At 66.7% G+C, this 14,506-nt stretch carries 14 protein-coding genes; 2 read left to right on the forward strand and 12 right to left on the reverse strand.

Annotated elements, in window-relative coordinates; genetic code table 11:
- Nucleotides 1-47: 47 nt before the first annotated feature.
- Nucleotides 48-1,970 carry an ATP-dependent zinc metalloprotease FtsH gene (gene ftsH / locus QM569_RS10950; protein ID WP_414987263.1) on the reverse strand — a complete coding sequence of 641 codons (1,923 nt, stop codon included), beginning with the start codon at nucleotides 1,968-1,970 and terminating at the stop codon, nucleotides 48-50.
- A gap of 133 nt (nucleotides 1,971-2,103) precedes the next feature.
- Nucleotides 2,104-2,757: an RlmE family RNA methyltransferase gene (locus tag QM569_RS10955; protein ID WP_414987264.1), complete on the reverse strand. Its 654-nt coding sequence runs from the start codon at nucleotides 2,755-2,757 to the stop codon at nucleotides 2,104-2,106.
- 21 nt (nucleotides 2,758-2,778) lie between these two features.
- Between QM569_RS10955 and QM569_RS10960 the strand changes: the two genes are divergently transcribed.
- Nucleotides 2,779-3,252 carry a YhbY family RNA-binding protein gene (locus tag QM569_RS10960; protein ID WP_414987265.1) on the forward strand — a complete coding sequence of 158 codons (474 nt, stop codon included), beginning with the start codon at nucleotides 2,779-2,781 and terminating at the stop codon, nucleotides 3,250-3,252.
- A complete protein-coding gene (locus QM569_RS10965; protein WP_414987266.1) occupies nucleotides 3,252-3,980 on the forward strand; it encodes a glycosyltransferase in 729 nt (242 codons plus the stop codon). The genes QM569_RS10960 and QM569_RS10965 overlap by 1 nt, the downstream gene beginning before the upstream one ends.
- 20 nt (nucleotides 3,981-4,000) lie before the next feature.
- Here QM569_RS10965 and QM569_RS10970 read toward each other — a convergent pair whose 3' ends face one another.
- The 10 genes from QM569_RS10970 to lpxD form a co-directional block, all read right to left on the reverse strand.
- Complete coding sequence (locus QM569_RS10970) at nucleotides 4,001-4,408, reverse strand: DUF4149 domain-containing protein (protein WP_414987267.1); 408 nt, start codon at nucleotides 4,406-4,408, stop codon at nucleotides 4,001-4,003.
- Nucleotides 4,408-4,884, reverse strand: a complete 477-nt coding sequence (greA, locus tag QM569_RS10975; RefSeq protein ID WP_414987268.1) for a transcription elongation factor GreA — start codon at nucleotides 4,882-4,884, stop codon at nucleotides 4,408-4,410. The genes QM569_RS10970 and greA overlap by 1 nt, the downstream gene beginning before the upstream one ends.
- Nucleotides 4,885-4,956: 72 nt before the next feature.
- A complete protein-coding gene (gene carB, locus QM569_RS10980) occupies nucleotides 4,957-8,202 on the reverse strand; it encodes a carbamoyl-phosphate synthase large subunit (RefSeq protein ID WP_414987269.1) in 3,246 nt (1,081 codons plus the stop codon).
- Nucleotides 8,195-9,379, reverse strand: a complete 1,185-nt coding sequence (gene carA / locus QM569_RS10985; protein ID WP_414987270.1) for a glutamine-hydrolyzing carbamoyl-phosphate synthase small subunit — start codon at nucleotides 9,377-9,379, stop codon at nucleotides 8,195-8,197. Before carA ends, carB begins: the two co-directional genes overlap by 8 nt.
- 190 nt (nucleotides 9,380-9,569) lie before the next feature.
- Nucleotides 9,570-10,340 (reverse strand): TrmH family RNA methyltransferase, encoded by a 771-nt coding sequence (locus QM569_RS10990; RefSeq protein WP_414987271.1) that lies wholly within the window; start codon nucleotides 10,338-10,340, stop codon nucleotides 9,570-9,572.
- Nucleotides 10,331-10,954: a ribonuclease HII gene (gene rnhB / locus QM569_RS10995; protein ID WP_414987272.1), complete on the reverse strand. Its 624-nt coding sequence runs from the start codon at nucleotides 10,952-10,954 to the stop codon at nucleotides 10,331-10,333. The genes QM569_RS10990 and rnhB overlap by 10 nt, the downstream gene beginning before the upstream one ends.
- Nucleotides 10,917-12,092, reverse strand: coding sequence for a lipid-A-disaccharide synthase (gene lpxB / locus QM569_RS11000; protein WP_414987273.1), 1,176 nt, complete (start codon nucleotides 12,090-12,092; stop codon nucleotides 10,917-10,919). The genes rnhB and lpxB overlap by 38 nt, the downstream gene beginning before the upstream one ends.
- 5 nt (nucleotides 12,093-12,097) lie before the next feature.
- Complete coding sequence (gene lpxA / locus QM569_RS11005) at nucleotides 12,098-12,886, reverse strand: acyl-ACP--UDP-N-acetylglucosamine O-acyltransferase (protein WP_414987274.1); 789 nt, start codon at nucleotides 12,884-12,886, stop codon at nucleotides 12,098-12,100.
- Between the two features lie 171 nt (nucleotides 12,887-13,057).
- Entirely contained in the window at nucleotides 13,058-13,498 is a 441-nt protein-coding gene (gene fabZ / locus QM569_RS11010) for a 3-hydroxyacyl-ACP dehydratase FabZ (protein ID WP_414987275.1), read from the reverse strand.
- Between the two features lie 16 nt (nucleotides 13,499-13,514).
- Nucleotides 13,515-14,501 carry a UDP-3-O-(3-hydroxymyristoyl)glucosamine N-acyltransferase gene (gene lpxD, locus QM569_RS11015; RefSeq protein WP_414987276.1) on the reverse strand — a complete coding sequence of 329 codons (987 nt, stop codon included), beginning with the start codon at nucleotides 14,499-14,501 and terminating at the stop codon, nucleotides 13,515-13,517.
- Nucleotides 14,502-14,506: the final 5 nt, after the last annotated feature.

Genomic DNA, 14,506 nt, shown 5'->3' on the forward strand with positions numbered 1-14,506 from the left:
AAAAACGGGGCCGCAAGGCCCCGTTCATGTTGTGCCTGGGGCGCCCCTCAGGCCGCCGAAGGCGCGGTGTCGGTATTCACAGCGGGCGTGCCGCCGCTGGAACTGTCGCCGCCCGACGAGGGGGGCGTGCGCGGCGTCCAGTCCTTGGGCGGGCGCGGCTCCTTGCCCGCCATGATGTCGTCGAGCTGCTCGGCGTCGATGGTTTCCCATTCGAGCATGGCCTTGGCCATGGCGTGCATCTTGTCGCTGTTCTCCTCGATGAGGCGGCGCGCCAGGGCGTACTGCTCGTCGATGATGCGGCGGATTTCCGTCTCGATCTTCAGCAGCGTGGAGCTGGACACGTTGTTGGTGCGCGTGACGGAGCGGCCCAAAAAGACCTCGCCCTCGTCCTCGGCATAGACCATGGGGCCCAGCGCGTCGGTCATGCCGTACTTCATGACCATGTCGCGCGCGATGTGCGTGGCGCGCTCGAAGTCGTTGCTGGCGCCGGTGGTCATCTGGTTCATGAACACTTCCTCGGCGATGCGACCGCCGAACAGCATGGCGATCTGGTTGAGCATGTACTCGCGGTCGTAGCTGTAGCGGTCCTGCTCGGGCAGGCTCATGGTCACGCCCAGGGCGCGGCCACGCGGGATGATGGTCACCTTGTGGACCGGGTCGCACTTAGGTAAAAGCTTGCCGATGAGGGCGTGGCCTGCCTCGTGGTAGGCGGTGTTGCGGCGCTCCTCCTCGGGCATGACCATGCTCTTGCGCTCGGGGCCCATGATGATCTTGTCCTTGGCCTTCTCGAAGTCCTGCATCTCCACGGTGCGGGCGTTGCGGCGCGCGGCCATCAGGGCGGCCTCGTTGCACAGGTTGGCCAAGTCGGCGCCGCTCATGCCGGGCGTGCCGCGCGCGATGACGGCGGCGTTCACGTCCTGGCCGATGGGGATCTTGCGCATGTGGACGTTCAGGATCTGCTCGCGGCCACGGATGTCGGGCAGCGTCACATAGACCTGGCGGTCGAAGCGGCCCGGGCGCAGCAGGGCGGCGTCCAGGATGTCGGGGCGGTTGGTGGCGGCGACCACGATCACGCCCAGGTTGGTCTCGAAGCCGTCCATCTCGACCAGCATCTGGTTGAGCGTCTGCTCGCGTTCGTCGTTGCCGCCGCCCAGGCCCGCGCCGCGCTGGCGGCCCACCGCGTCGATTTCGTCGATGAAGATGATGCAGGGGGCGTTCTTCTTGGCGTTCTCGAACATGTCGCGCACGCGGGCCGCGCCCACGCCGACGAACATCTCGACGAAGTCGGAGCCGCTGATGCTGAAGAACGGCACCTTGGCCTCGCCCGCGATGGACTTGGCCAGCAGCGTCTTGCCGGTGCCGGGCGGGCCGACCAGCAGCAGGCCGCGCGGAATGCGACCGCCGAGCTTCTGGAACTTCTGCGGGTCTTTCAGGAAGTCCACGACCTCCTTGACTTCTTCCTTGGCCTCGTCGCAGCCCGCCACGTCCGCGAAGGTGACGGTGTTGTTGTTCTCGTCGAGCATGCGCGCCTTGGACTTGCCGAAGCTGAACGCGCCGCCCTTGCCGCCGCCCTGCATCTGGCGCATGAAATACACCCACACGCCGATCAGCAGCAGCATGGGGCCCCAGCTCACGAGCAAGGTCATGAGCAGCGAGCCTTCCTCGCGCGGCTTCACGTCGAACTTGACGTTGTTGTTGATCAGGTCGCCCACCAGGCCCCGGTCGAGATAGGTGGCCGTGGTGCGGATCTTGCGTTCATCGTTGGTGACGGCGACGATCTCGGTGCCGCCCTGTCCTTCCTGGATGGTGGCGCTCTTGATGCGGTTGCTGCGCACTTCTTCCAGGAACTCGGAGTAGCCGACGTAGCCTGCGCTCGCGCCCGTGCGGGTGTCGAACTGTTTGAACACCGTGAACAGCACCATGGCGATGACCAGCCACACGGCAATTTTTGAAAACCACTGATTGTTCAAGCGGGGCTCCTGTTGCGGGAGAGAGAAAACGGACACACTGCCGTCATGGCAGGCATGTGCGGCCCATTTTAGGCGTTTCAAGCCAAAGAGCCATTTGTATTCCCCCTGGCACCGCCTGCGTTATTTCGCAGCGTTATTTCAGGCCCATGCCCACCAGAAAGGTCTCCGCCGACTTGTCGCGCGACGCCTTGGGCTTGAAGGGCTTGACCACCTTGAAGGTCTGCCGGAACAGCGCCACCAGGTCGTCGTAGCCGCTGCCGTGGAACAGCTTGACCACCAGCGCGCCGTCGGGTTTGAGGTGCTGGCTGGCGAAATCGACCGCCAGTTCCACCAGGTGGGCGACGCGCGCGGCGTCTGCCGAGGCGATGCCCGAGAGGTTGGGCGCCATGTCCGACACCACCACGTCCACCACGCGGCCCGCCAGGGCTGCTTCGAGCTGCGCGAGCACATCCGCCTCGCGGAAGTCGCCGTTGATATAGGTGACGCCCTCGATGGGCTCCATGGGCAGGATGTCCAGCGCGATGATGGCGCCGTTCAGCTGCCCCGCCGCCGCGCCGCTGGGCGAGAGGCGGCGGCGCAGGTACTGGCTCCAGGCGCCGGGCGTGCTGCCCAGGTCCACCACCGTGTAGCCGGGCTTGACGAGACCGAGCTGCTCGTCGATCTCCTTGAGCTTGTAGGCCGCGCGCGCGCGGTAGCCCTCTTTCTGGGCGAGCTTGACGTAGGGGTCGTTGACGTGGTCGTTGAGCCACGCCTTGTTGACCTTCTTGCTTTTGGTGTTGACTTTCATCCTGCCTCGATAATACGGCCCATGCCCCAAATCCAACTGACTCCCGCCGAGCGCCGGGAACACCGCGCCCAAGCCCACCACCTCGATCCCGTGGTCCTGATCGGCGGCGACGGCCTGACCCCCGCCGTCAAGAAGGAGATCGACGCCGCGCTGAATGCCCACGGCCTCATCAAGGTGCGCGTGTTCGGCGACGACCGCGCCGCCCGCGAACTGATGTACCAGGAGCTGGCCGCCGAGCTGAACGCCGCGCCCATCCAGCACATCGGCAAGCTGCTGGTGCTGTGGCGGCCCCAGCCGCCCAAGGCGCGCGCGGTGGACGAAGACCGCATGCCCGGCCCGCGCGACGTGAAAGTGCTCAAATTTGGTCGCCCCGGCCAGCGGCCCGAGGTCAAGCAGCTGCGCGTGCTGGGCAACCAGCGCCTGACGCCCGGCGGGCAGATCAAGCGCGCCAAGAAGCCCAAGCAGAAGTCCGTCAAAAAGGGCCAGGCCGACTGATGGGCCAGCGCCACATCCTTTGCATGAAGTGGGGCACCAAGTACGGCCCCGAGTACGTGAACCGTCTCTATGCCATGGTGCGGCGGCACCTGTCGGGCGACTTCAGCTTCGTCTGCCTCACCGACGACGCCACGGGCATTCGCGCCGAAGTGCAGTGCCTGCCGATCCCGCCGCTGGACTTGCCCCCCGGCATCCCCGAACGCGGCTGGACCAAGCTGGCCACCTTCAGCGCCGACCTGCACGGCCTCAAGGGCACGGCCCTGTTCCTGGACGTGGACGTGGTCGTCACCGGCAGCCTGGATGATTTCTTCACCCAGCCGGGCGAATTCCTCATCATCCACGACTACAAGCGGCCCTGGCGCATCACCGGCAACTCGTCCGTTTACCGGTTCGAGATCGGCGCGCACCCCGACGTGCTGGAATACTTTCGGGGGCATTTCGACGCAATACGCCGCCAGTTCCGCAACGAGCAGGCGTACCTGTCGGACTTTCTGCACCGCCAGGGCAAGCTGGCCTACTGGCCCGGCAGCTGGTGCCCGAGCTTCAAGTACCACAGCATCCCGCGCTGGCCTGCCAACTACTGGAAGGCCCCGGTGGTGCCGCCCGGCGCGCGCATCGTGATCTTCCACGGGGAATGCAACCCGCCCGATGCGCTGGCGGGGCGGCGCAACCGGCGCTTTCGCCACATCGAGCCCGCCGCCTGGGTGGCCGAGCACTGGCGCGAATGAGGCAACACTGAATAAGGCCGTCAGCGCCGCGCCGTGCGCCACAGCACGGCCAGCGCACACAGCCACTGGGCAGCGTACAGGGCCGTGCCCACGCCGTGCCAAAGCCTGAGGTTCTGCCGCGCCACGATGCGCGGGGCCACGCCGTACTGCGCCAGCAAGGCCAGCAGCAGGCCAAGCACTATGAAAACCATAGCTGCTTGCGCCCATTCCTCTTGCTTTTCAGCATGTTTTCGCTTTGAAAGCACCAATAGACAGGCGCAAGCTGCTATAGAAATGTAAGTCTGCGCCGCAAACAGCTGGGCGGCCATCTGGCCCGCCATGGCAGGCGTGGGCAGGTGGGCGAACAGCAGCGGCACGGCCACGAAGCCGATGGACGACAGGCTGCCCCACCACAAGGCCGCAGCCAGCACGGGCAGGCGCTGGTACATCACTGGTAGCGCACGGCCACGACCTCGTAGCGGCGGATGCCGCCGGGGGCCTGCACCTCGGCGGTGTCGCCCTCTTCCTTGCCGATGAGCGCGCGGGCAATGGGGCTGCTGATGTTGATGAGGCCTTTCTTCAAGTCCGCCTCGTCCTCGCCCACGATCTGGTAGGTCACGGCGTCGCCGGTGTCCTCGTCCTCCAGTTCCACCGTCGCGCCGAAGACGACCTTGCCGCCGCCGTCCACCGTACACGGGTCGATGACCTGCGCGACGGAGAGCTTGCCCTCGATCTCCTGGATGCGGCCTTCGATGAAGCCCTGGCGGTCCTTGGCGGCGTCGTAGTCGGCGTTCTCGCTCAGGTCGCCCTGAGCGCGCGCCTCGGCGATGGCGGTGATGACGGCGGGGCGGTCCACGGTTTTGAGGCGGTGCAGCTCTTCCTTGAGCTTCTCAGCGCCGCGTTTGGTGATGGGGATGGTGGCCATGGTGTGTGGAGTCTCCTGAAAAAAGGGAAACCGCCGCGCGTTGCCGTGCGGCGGTTTCGTGTCATGGGCGGATTATGCCGCGAGCTGGGCGTGCAACTCCTGCACCGAGTACACGTCGAGCTGGTCGAGGTACTTCATGCCCTCCACGGCCGCTTCGGCGCCGAAGATGGTGGTGAAGGTGGTCACCCGCGCCAGCAGCGCGCTGGTGCGGATGGCGCGGCTGTCGGCGATGGCGTTGCGGCGCTCTTCCACGGTGTTGATGACCATGGCAATCTCGTCGTTCTTCATCATGTCCACGATGTGCGGGCGGCCTTCGGTCACCTTGTTGACCACCTTGACGGGTACGCCCGCGGCTTCGATCGCCGCTGCCGTGCCCTTGGTGGCCACCAGCTCAAAGCCCATGCCCGCCAGTTCGCGGGCAATCGCCACGGCGCGGGGCTTGTCGCTGTTCTTCACCGTCAGGAACACCTTGCCCGAGCGCGGCAGCTTGGTGCCCGCGCCCAACTGGCTCTTGACGAACGCCTCGCCGAAGGTCTTGCCCACGCCCATCACCTCGCCGGTGGACTTCATCTCGGGGCCGAGGATGGTGTCCACGCCGGGGAACTTGACGAAGGGGAACACGGCTTCCTTCACGCTGAAGTACGGCGGGGTCACTTCCCGGGTGATGCCTTGCGATGCCAGCGTCTGGCCCGCCATGCAGCGCGCTGCCACCTTGGCCAGTTGAATGCCGGTGGCCTTGCTGACGAAGGGCACGGTGCGCGATGCGCGCGGGTTCACCTCCAGCACGTAGATCACGTCCTGGCCGTCTTTCTCCTGGATGGCGAACTGCACGTTCATCAGGCCCACCACGTTCAGCCCTTCGGCCATGGCGGCGGTCTGGCGCTTGAGTTCGTCGATGGTGGCTTGCTTCAGGTAGTACGGCGGCAGCGAGCACGCAGAGTCGCCCGAGTGGACGCCCGCCTGCTCGATGTGCTCCATCACGCCGCCGATGAAGACCTTGCCCTCGGGGTCGCGCAGGCAATCCACGTCGCACTCGATGGCGTCGTTCAGAAAGCGGTCGAGCAGCACGGGCGAGTCGTTGCTGACCTTGACGGCCTCGCGCATGTAGCGCTCCAGGTCGCGCTGCTCGTGGACGATTTCCATCGCGCGACCGCCCAGCACGTAGCTGGGGCGCACGACGAGCGGGTAGCCCAGGGAAGAGGCTTTTTCCAGCGCCTCGGCCTCGGTGCGGGCCGTGGCGTTGGGCGGTTGCTTCAAGCTCAGGCTATGCAGCAGCGCGGAGAAGCGCTCGCGGTCCTCGGCCGCGTCGATCATGTCGGGGCTGGTGCCGATGATGGGCACGCCCTCGGCCTCCAGGCCCAGCGCGAGCTTCAGGGGCGTCTGGCCGCCGTACTGCACGATCACGCCAGCGGGCTTTTCCTTGTCCACGATCTCCAGCACGTCTTCGAGCGTGAGCGGCTCGAAGTACAGGCGGTCGGAAGTGTCGTAGTCGGTCGAGACCGTCTCGGGGTTGCAGTTGACCATGATGGTCTCGTAGCCGTCCTCGCGCATCGCCAGCGCCGCGTGCACGCAGCAGTAGTCGAACTCGATGCCCTGGCCGATGCGGTTCGGCCCGCCGCCGAGCACCATGATCTTCTTCTTGTCGGTAGGCTCGGCCTCGCACTCGTCCTCGTAGGTCGAGTACATGTAGGCGGTGTTGGTGGCGAACTCGGCCGCGCAGGTGTCCACGCGCTTGTAGACCGGGCGCACGGAAAGCAGCCGGCGCGCGTCGCGCACGGCCTTCTCGCTGGTCTTGAGCAGCTTGGCGAGGCGCCGGTCGGAGAAGCCCTTCTTCTTGAGCGTGCGCAGCGTGCCGGCGTCCAGGGCGGCCAGCGCGGCGTCGCCCTTGTCTTCCACGAGCTTGTCCAGGTCGAGTTCGATCTTCACGATCTCCTCGATCTGCACCAGGAACCATTTGTCGATCTTGGTAAGGTCGTGCACCTCGTCCACGCTCAGGCCCATGGCGAAGGCATCGCCCACGTACCAGATGCGCTCGGGGCCGGGCTCGCCGAGTTCCTTTTCGAGCAGTTCGCGGTCCTGCGTCTTCTCGTTCATGCCGTCCACGCCGACTTCCAGACCGCGCAGCGCCTTCTGGAACGACTCCTGGAAGGTACGGCCCATAGCCATCACCTCGCCCACCGACTTCATCTGCGTGGTCAGGCGCGAATCGGCCGTGGGGAATTTCTCGAACGCGAAGCGCGGGATCTTGGTGACCACGTAGTCGATCGAGGGCTCGAACGACGCAGGCGTCGCGCCGCCCGTGATCTCGTTCTTCAGCTCGTCGAGCGTGTAGCCCACGGCCAGCTTGGCCGCGACCTTGGCGATCGGGAAACCCGTGGCCTTGGACGCGAGCGCCGACGAGCGCGACACGCGCGGGTTCATCTCGATCACGATCATGCGGCCGTCCTTCGGGTTCACCGAGAACTGCACGTTGGAGCCACCCGTGTCCACGCCAATCTCGCGCAGCACCGCCAGGCTGGCGTTGCGCATGATCTGGTATTCCTTGTCGGTCAGCGTCTGCGCCGGTGCCACGGTGATCGAGTCACCCGTGTGGACGCCCATGGGATCGAGGTTTTCGATCGAGCAGATGATGATGCAGTTGTCCGCCTTGTCGCGGACGACTTCCATCTCGTACTCCTTCCAGCCGAGCAGCGATTCCTCGATCAGCAGTTCGTTGGTGGGCGAGGCTTCCAGACCGCGCTTGCAGATGGTCTCGAACTCTTCCGGGTTGTAGGCGATGCCGCCGCCCGTGCCGCCCAGCGTGAAGCTGGGGCGGATGACGGTCGGGAAGCCCACGTTCTTCTGCACCGCCCAGGCTTCGTCCATGCTGTGCGCGATGCCCGAGCGCGCCGAGCCCAGGCCGATCTTGGTCATCGCGTCCTTGAACTTCAGGCGGTCTTCGGCCTTGTCGATGGCCTCGGGCGTGGCGCCGATCAGCTCGACCTTGTACTTGTCGAGCACGCCGTGGCGCCACAGGTCGAGCGCGCAGTTCAGCGCGGTCTGGCCGCCCATGGTGGGCAGGATCGCGTCGGGGCGCTCCTTGGCGATGATCTTCTCGACCGTTTGCCAGGTGATGGGCTCGATGTAGGTCACGTCGGCCGTGGCCGGGTCGGTCATGATCGTCGCGGGGTTGCTGTTGATGAGGATGACCTTGTAGCCCTCCTCGCGCAGCGCCTTGCAGGCTTGCACGCCCGAGTAGTCGAACTCGCACGCCTGCCCGATGATGATGGGGCCCGCGCCGATGATGAGGATGCTCTGGATGTCTGTGCGCTTAGGCATGCTGGGCCTTTGCCTTGTACTGGGTCATGAGTGCGGTGAAGCGGTCGAACAGGTAGCCGATGTCGTGCGGGCCGGGCGATGCCTCGGGGTGGCCCTGGAAGCAGAACGCGGGCTTGTCCTTGTGTTCCAGCCCCTGCAGCGTGCCGTCGAACAGGCTCACGTGCGTGGCGCGAAGGTGCGCGGGCAGCGACGCCATGTCCACCGCAAAGCCGTGGTTCTGGCTGGTGATGCTGACGCGGCCCGTGTCCAGGTCCTTCACGGGGTGGTTGGCGCCGTGGTGGCTGTTCTGCATCTTGAAGGTCTTGGCGCCTGCGGCCAGGGCCATGATCTGGTGGCCCAGGCAGATGCCGAAGACGGGCAGGCCGCTGTCCACCAGCGTGCGCGTGGCCTCAATGGCGTAGTCGCAGGGCTCTGGGTCGCCGGGGCCGTTGGACAGGAACACGCCGTCGGGCTGCATCGCCAGCACGTCGGCGGCGGGCGTCTGCGCGGGCACCACGGTGACTTTGCAGCCGCGCTCGGCCAGCATGCGCAGGATGTTCTTCTTCACGCCGAAGTCGTAGGCCACCACGTGGAAGGCGGGTTGGGTCAGTTCGCCGTAGCCCGAGCCCAGCTTCCATTCGGTCTGCGTCCACTCGTAGCGCGCCGGGGTGCTGACCACCTTGGCGAGATCCAGCCCAGCCATGTGGGGCGCGGCCTTGGCCTTGGCGATGGCTTCGTCGATCAGCGCCTGCGTGACGGCCTGCCCGGCGGCCAGGCCGATGATGGCGCCGTTCTGCGCGCCCTTGTCGCGCAGCAGGCGCGTGAGCTTGCGGGTGTCGATGTCGGCGATGGCGACGGTGTTCTGGCGCACGAGGTACTGCGACAGCGTCTCGGTGCTGCGGAAGTTGCTGGCGAGCAGCGGCAGGTCCTTGATGATCAGCCCTGCGGCATGGACCTTGTCGGCTTCGATGTCCTCGGCGTTGACGCCGTAGTTGCCGATGTGCGGGTACGTCAGGGTGACGATCTGCTGGCAGTAGCTCGGGTCGGTGAGGATTTCCTGGTAGCCGGTGATGGCGGTGTTGAACACCACTTCGCCGACGGTGGCACCGGTGGCGCCGATCGAATTGCCGATAAAGACCGTGCCGTCTGCAAGCGCCAGGATGGCGGGCGGGAAGCTTCCCTTGAGAGACAAAAGCACTGGGTTCTCCGGATGGTTACGGTCGCCCGGCGCCTGCAGGCCACTCGTACACGCGGATGCGCTCGAAGTGCCGGTGGCTGCTCTCAGATGGGTTGTTGCTTTGGGTGCGATCGGGCGACGCTGTTGCGAGAAAAGCCCTTGATTATAGCCCTGGCGACCTCACCGCCAGCCATGCAAGCCCTGCATAACCCTATCGCGCAGTGCCGCTCGCGTGCAGGCAGATGGCCGCCGCCGCCGCCACGTTCAGCGACTCCTCACCGCCCGGCTGGGCGATGCGGATGCGCTGCGCGGCCTTGGCCTCCAGCACGGGCGAAACGCCCTGCCCCTCGTGCCCCAGCACCCAGGCGCAGGGCCAGGGCAGCGCGGCGCGGTGCAGCCAGTCGCCTTCGTGGACGTGCGTCACCAGCAAGGGCACTTGCAGCGCGTCCAGGTCGCTCGGCTCCAGCCCTTCGATCAAGGTCAGCCCGAAATGCGCGCCCATGCCTGCCCGCAGCACCTTGGGCGACCACAGGGCGGCGCTGCCCTTGATGGCGGCCACCTGCCGGAACCCGAAGGCCGATGCGCTGCGCAGGATGGAGCCCACGTTGCCCGCATCCTGCACACGGTCCAGCACGACGGTGGCTGCGTCGCCACGCAGCGGCTGGGGCGCAGGCAGGTCGAGGATGAAGCCCATGCGGGCGGGCGATTCCAGCGCGCTGATGTCGGCAAACAAGGCATCTGCCATTACTATTGTTTTAATAGCTGCTGGTGCATACTGCATCTGCGCTAGAGGCCAAAAAGACTCTGAAAACACAGCCACCGTCGGGCGCTGCCCGCGCTCCAGCGCCGCACTGCACAAGTGGTCACCCTCCAGCCACACGCGGCCCTGCTTGCGGTAGGCCGTGCTGTCCTGCGCCAGGCGGCGCAAGTCCTTCACGAAGGCGTTGTCGCGCGAATGGATGGCGGTGACGTTCACAGGCATTGCGCCACAGGCGCGAACGAGCGGCGGTGATGTATGCAGGCCCCGTGCTCGCGCAGCGCGGCCATGTGCGTTGCGGTGCCGTAGCCCTTGTGGCCCGCAAAGCCGTAGTGCGGAAACTCCGCGTCGATCTGCGCGCACCAGCGGTCGCGGTGTACTTTGGCGAGGATGGATGCGGCAGAGATGGCCGCCACCTTCGCATCGCCCTTCACGATGGCCTCGGCAGGCACATCCAGCCGGGGCAGGCGGTTGCCGTCCACCAGCACCTGCGCGGGTTTCAGGCGCAGGCCCGCCACGGCGCGCTGCATGGCCAGCAGCGTGGCTTGCAGGATGTTGAGCCGGTCGATCTCTTCCACGCTGGCCTCGGCAATGCAGCAGCACAGCGCCTTGGCGCGGATTTCGTCGTAGAGCTTTTCGCGCCGGGCGAGCGTGAGCTTCTTGGAGTCGGCCAGCCCGGCGATGGGGTGCAAGTCATCCAGGATGACGGCTGCGGCCACCACCGGCCCCGCCAACGGCCCGCGCCCGGCCTCGTCCACCCCGGCGACGAGGCCAGGGGCGTGCCAGGGAAGGCAGACCTGCTCAGGCGGATTTTTGGGCGAGGACTTGGCGGATCGCATCGGCAGCCAGTTGGGGGGTGTTGCGTTGCAGGGTGTGGTGCAGTTCGGTAAAGCGCTGCTCCAGCGCCGCGATCTTGGCGGGATTGTGCCTGCGCGCATCCAGCCATTGCAGCGTGGCATCGCACAGCGCCTGGGGCGTGGCGGCGTCCTGGATCAGCTCGGGCACCACGAAGTCGCCGCACAGGATGTTGGGCAGTCCCACCCAAGGCTGCAACTGCTTGCGGCGCATGAGCCACCAACTGAACGGGTGCATGTGGTAGCCGATGACCATGGGGCGCTTGAACAGCGCGGCCTCCAGCGTGGCGGTGCCGCTGGCGATCAGCGTGGCGTCGCAGGCGGCCAGCACCGTGTGGGATTGGCCGGAGACGATCTGCACCGCGCCATCGCGCAGGCCGCAGGCACGCGCTGCCTGCTCGATGCGCGCTTGGAGCGACGGCACGGCGGGCACTACCAATTTGATAGCTTGTCGTGCTTGCTGGATAAGCGCTGCGGCCTGAAAAAAGGGTTGGGCGATGTAGGCAATCTCGGACGAGCGGCTGCCCGGCAGGATCGCCAGCACCTCGTCCTCGTCACGCAAACCCAACTGCGCGCGGGCCGCAGCGCGGTCGGGCACCACGGGGATCACGTTGGCGAGCGGGTGGCCCACGTAGGTGGCGGCGATGCCGTGGCGGGCCAGCAGCTCGGGCTCGAACGGGAAGATGCACAGCACGTGGTCTGCGCTGCGGCGGATTTTCTCGACCCGATCGGCGCGCCAGGCCCAGACGGACGGGCAGACGAAATGCACGGTCTTGATGCCTGCGGCGCGCAAGTCGGCCTCCAGGCCCAGGTTGAAGTCGGGGGCGTCCACGCCAATGAACACGTCGGGGCGGTTTTGCAGCAAGTCAGCACGCAGCGTTTTGCGGATGCGCAGCAGCTCGCGCAGGCGGCGCAGCACCTCCATGCTGTAGCCGTGTACCGCCAGCCGCTCGCTGGGCCAGCGGGCGTCAAAGCCCCGCCGCTCCATCTGCGGGCCGCCGATGCCGTGGGCGTTCAACGCGGGCCATTGGGCGCGCATGCCGTCGAGCAGCAGGCCCGCGAGCAGGTCGCCCGAAGCTTCACCCGCCACCATCGCAATGCGGGGCGCTTGCAACCCACTCATAGATTTCAGCGAGCGATACCTTGGGCCGATGCGGCCAGGAAGCCGTCCATCAGCGCCACGTCCTGCGCAGCATCGGGCACCTGTTCGGCCAGCGCCTGGATGGCCTCACGGGCCTGCTCCAGCGTCAGCCCCTGGCGGTACAGCAGCTTGTGCATCTCGCGAATGGCCGTGATGCACTCGGCGGAGAAATCACGGCGGCGCAGGCCCACCAGGTTCACGCCCCGCACGGCCAGCGGGTTGCCGTCCACCACCATGAAGGGCGGCACGTCCTTGTTGACATGGCTGGCAAAGCCCACCATGGCGTGCGCGCCGATGCGCATGCGCTGCAGCACGCCCGTCAGCCCGCCCACGGTGGCCCAGTCGCCCACTTCCACGTGGCCCGCCAGCGTCACGTTGTTGGACATGGTGGTCTGGTGGCCCACCACGCAGTCGTGCGCGATGTGGACGTAGGCCATGATCCAGTTGTCGTCGCCGATGGTGGTCACGCCCTTGTCCTGGGCCGTGCCCAGGTTGAAGGTGCAGAACTCGCGGATGGTGTTGCGGTCGCCGATGACGAGGCGCGTCGGCTCGCCCGCGTATTTCTTGTCCTGCGGCACGGCGCCCAGCGAGGCGAACTGGAAGATGCGGTTGTCGGCGCCGACGGTGGTGTGGCCCTCGATCACGCAGTGCGCGCCCACGGTGGTGCCCGCGCCAATGGTCACGTGCGGGCCAATGACGGCATACGGCCCCACGGCGACTGTGGGATGAAGGCATGCGCCTTCGGCAACGATGGCTGTCGGATGAATCTGAGACATGTTAGTTTTCCACTGCCCCCGGCAGCGTGCGCTGCGCATGAGACTGGCGCAGCCCATGCGCAAGCAGCCGCGCAAGGGCCGCCCCGCCGCGCTGGCTGCGTCCCCCTGCCCGCATTGCGCAGCAATGCGAGAGCGGGGGGAAGGCGCGAAGCGACTCAGGGGGGTGTTCCATCAATTCACGGCGCGCATGGTACACATCAGCTCGGCTTCGCAAGCCACGTCGTCGCCCACGCTGGCGATGCCCTTGAACTTCCAGATGCCGCCGCGAACGCGGTCGATGGTGATGGTCAAAATCAGTTGGTCGCCCGGCTCCACCGGGCGCTTGAAGCGCGCGCCGTCGATGCCGACGAAGTAGTAGATGTTGTTCTCATCGGGCACCTGGCCCATGGCGTCGAACGCCAGCAGGCCGGCGGCCTGGGCCAGCGCTTCGAGGATGAGCACGCCAGGCATCACGGGACGGCCCGGGAAGTGGCCCATGAAATACGGCTCGTTGAAGGTGACGTTCTTGATCGCCTTGATGCGCGTGTTGCGCTCCAGTTCGACCACCCTGTCCACCAGCAGGAACGGGTAGCGGTGCGGCAGTTGCTTGAGAATTGCGTGGATATCCATCATTGGGTCGTTCTTCCGTTCATGCTGCCTTGAGCGCCTGCTCCAGCGCCTTGATGCGCTCGCGCAGGGCATGCAGTTGTTTGAGTGTTGCCGCGTTCTTTTCCCAGCGCGCATTGTCGTCGATGGGGAACATGCCGGTGTACTGGCCCGGCTGCGTGAGCGAGCGCGTGACCACCGTGGCGGCAGAGATGTGTACGTTGTCCGCCAGCGTGAGGTGGCCCAGCACGATGGCTCCGCCGCCCACGGTGCAATGCGCGCCAATGGTGGCGCTGCCCGCGATGCCCACGCACCCGGCCATGGCCGAGTGCCGACCAATGCGCACGTTGTGGCCCACCTGGATCAGGTTGTCGAGCTTCACGCCGTCCTCGATCACGGTGTCCTGCAAGGCCCCGCGGTCGATGCAGGTGTTGGCACCGATTTCCACGTCGTCACCGATGCGCACGGCGCCCAGTTGCTCGATCTTGACCCACTGGCCGTTCTCGGGCGCGAAGCCGAAGCCGTCCGCGCCGATCACCACGCCCGCATGCACGATGCAGCGCGCGCCGATGCGGCAGTCCTCGCCCACGGTGACGCGCGACTTGAGCACCGTGCCCTCGCCCACGCGCGCGCCGCGCTCGACCACGCACAGCGGCCCGACGGTGGCCGTGGGGTGTACCTGCGCGTGCGGATGCACCACCGCGCTGGCATGCACGCCGCCCTGCGCCGCAGGGGCCGCGTGCCGCCGCCAGAGCTGCGTGGCGCGCGCGAAATAGGCATAGGGGTTGTCGGCCACGATGCACGCGCCGCGCGCCAGGGCCGCCGCGCGCATGGCAGGCGCCACAATGACACAGGCCGCCCGGGAGGCGGCCAGTTGCTGCTGGTAGCGCGGGTTGCTCAGGAAGCTGAGGTCCCCCGGGCCCGCCACCTCCAGCGGCGCGATGCGGGAGATGACGGCATCACGCGATGCGCCCTCTCCCTCCAGCGAACCACCGAGCGCATCGACAATGTGCCCGAGGAGCAAGCTCACGCGCG

The sequence above is a fragment of the Acidovorax sp. genome, assembly GCF_047607405.1.
In the GTDB taxonomy this organism is placed as follows: Bacteria; Pseudomonadota; Gammaproteobacteria; order Burkholderiales; family Burkholderiaceae_C; genus Acidovorax.

Excerpts from the sequence above, each read along its gene's own strand:
- QM569_RS10955 (WP_414987264.1), bottom strand. The coding sequence starts at position 2,757 with ATGAAAGTCAACACCAAAAGCAAGAAGGTCAACAAGGCGTGGCTCAAC.
- QM569_RS10960 (WP_414987265.1), top strand. The coding sequence starts at position 2,779 with ATGCCCCAAATCCAACTGACTCCCGCCGAGCGCCGGGAACACCGCGCC.
- QM569_RS10965 (WP_414987266.1), top strand. The coding sequence starts at position 3,252 with ATGGGCCAGCGCCACATCCTTTGCATGAAGTGGGGCACCAAGTACGGC.
- QM569_RS10970 (WP_414987267.1), bottom strand. The coding sequence starts at position 4,408 with ATGTACCAGCGCCTGCCCGTGCTGGCTGCGGCCTTGTGGTGGGGCAGC.
- greA (WP_414987268.1), bottom strand. The coding sequence starts at position 4,884 with ATGGCCACCATCCCCATCACCAAACGCGGCGCTGAGAAGCTCAAGGAA.
- carB (WP_414987269.1), bottom strand. The coding sequence starts at position 8,202 with ATGCCTAAGCGCACAGACATCCAGAGCATCCTCATCATCGGCGCGGGC.
- QM569_RS10990 (WP_414987271.1), bottom strand. The coding sequence starts at position 10,340 with ATGCCTGTGAACGTCACCGCCATCCATTCGCGCGACAACGCCTTCGTG.
- rnhB (WP_414987272.1), bottom strand. The coding sequence starts at position 10,954 with ATGCGATCCGCCAAGTCCTCGCCCAAAAATCCGCCTGAGCAGGTCTGC.
- lpxB (WP_414987273.1), bottom strand. The coding sequence starts at position 12,092 with ATGAGTGGGTTGCAAGCGCCCCGCATTGCGATGGTGGCGGGTGAAGCT.
- lpxA (WP_414987274.1), bottom strand. The coding sequence starts at position 12,886 with ATGTCTCAGATTCATCCGACAGCCATCGTTGCCGAAGGCGCATGCCTT.
- fabZ (WP_414987275.1), bottom strand. The coding sequence starts at position 13,498 with ATGATGGATATCCACGCAATTCTCAAGCAACTGCCGCACCGCTACCCG.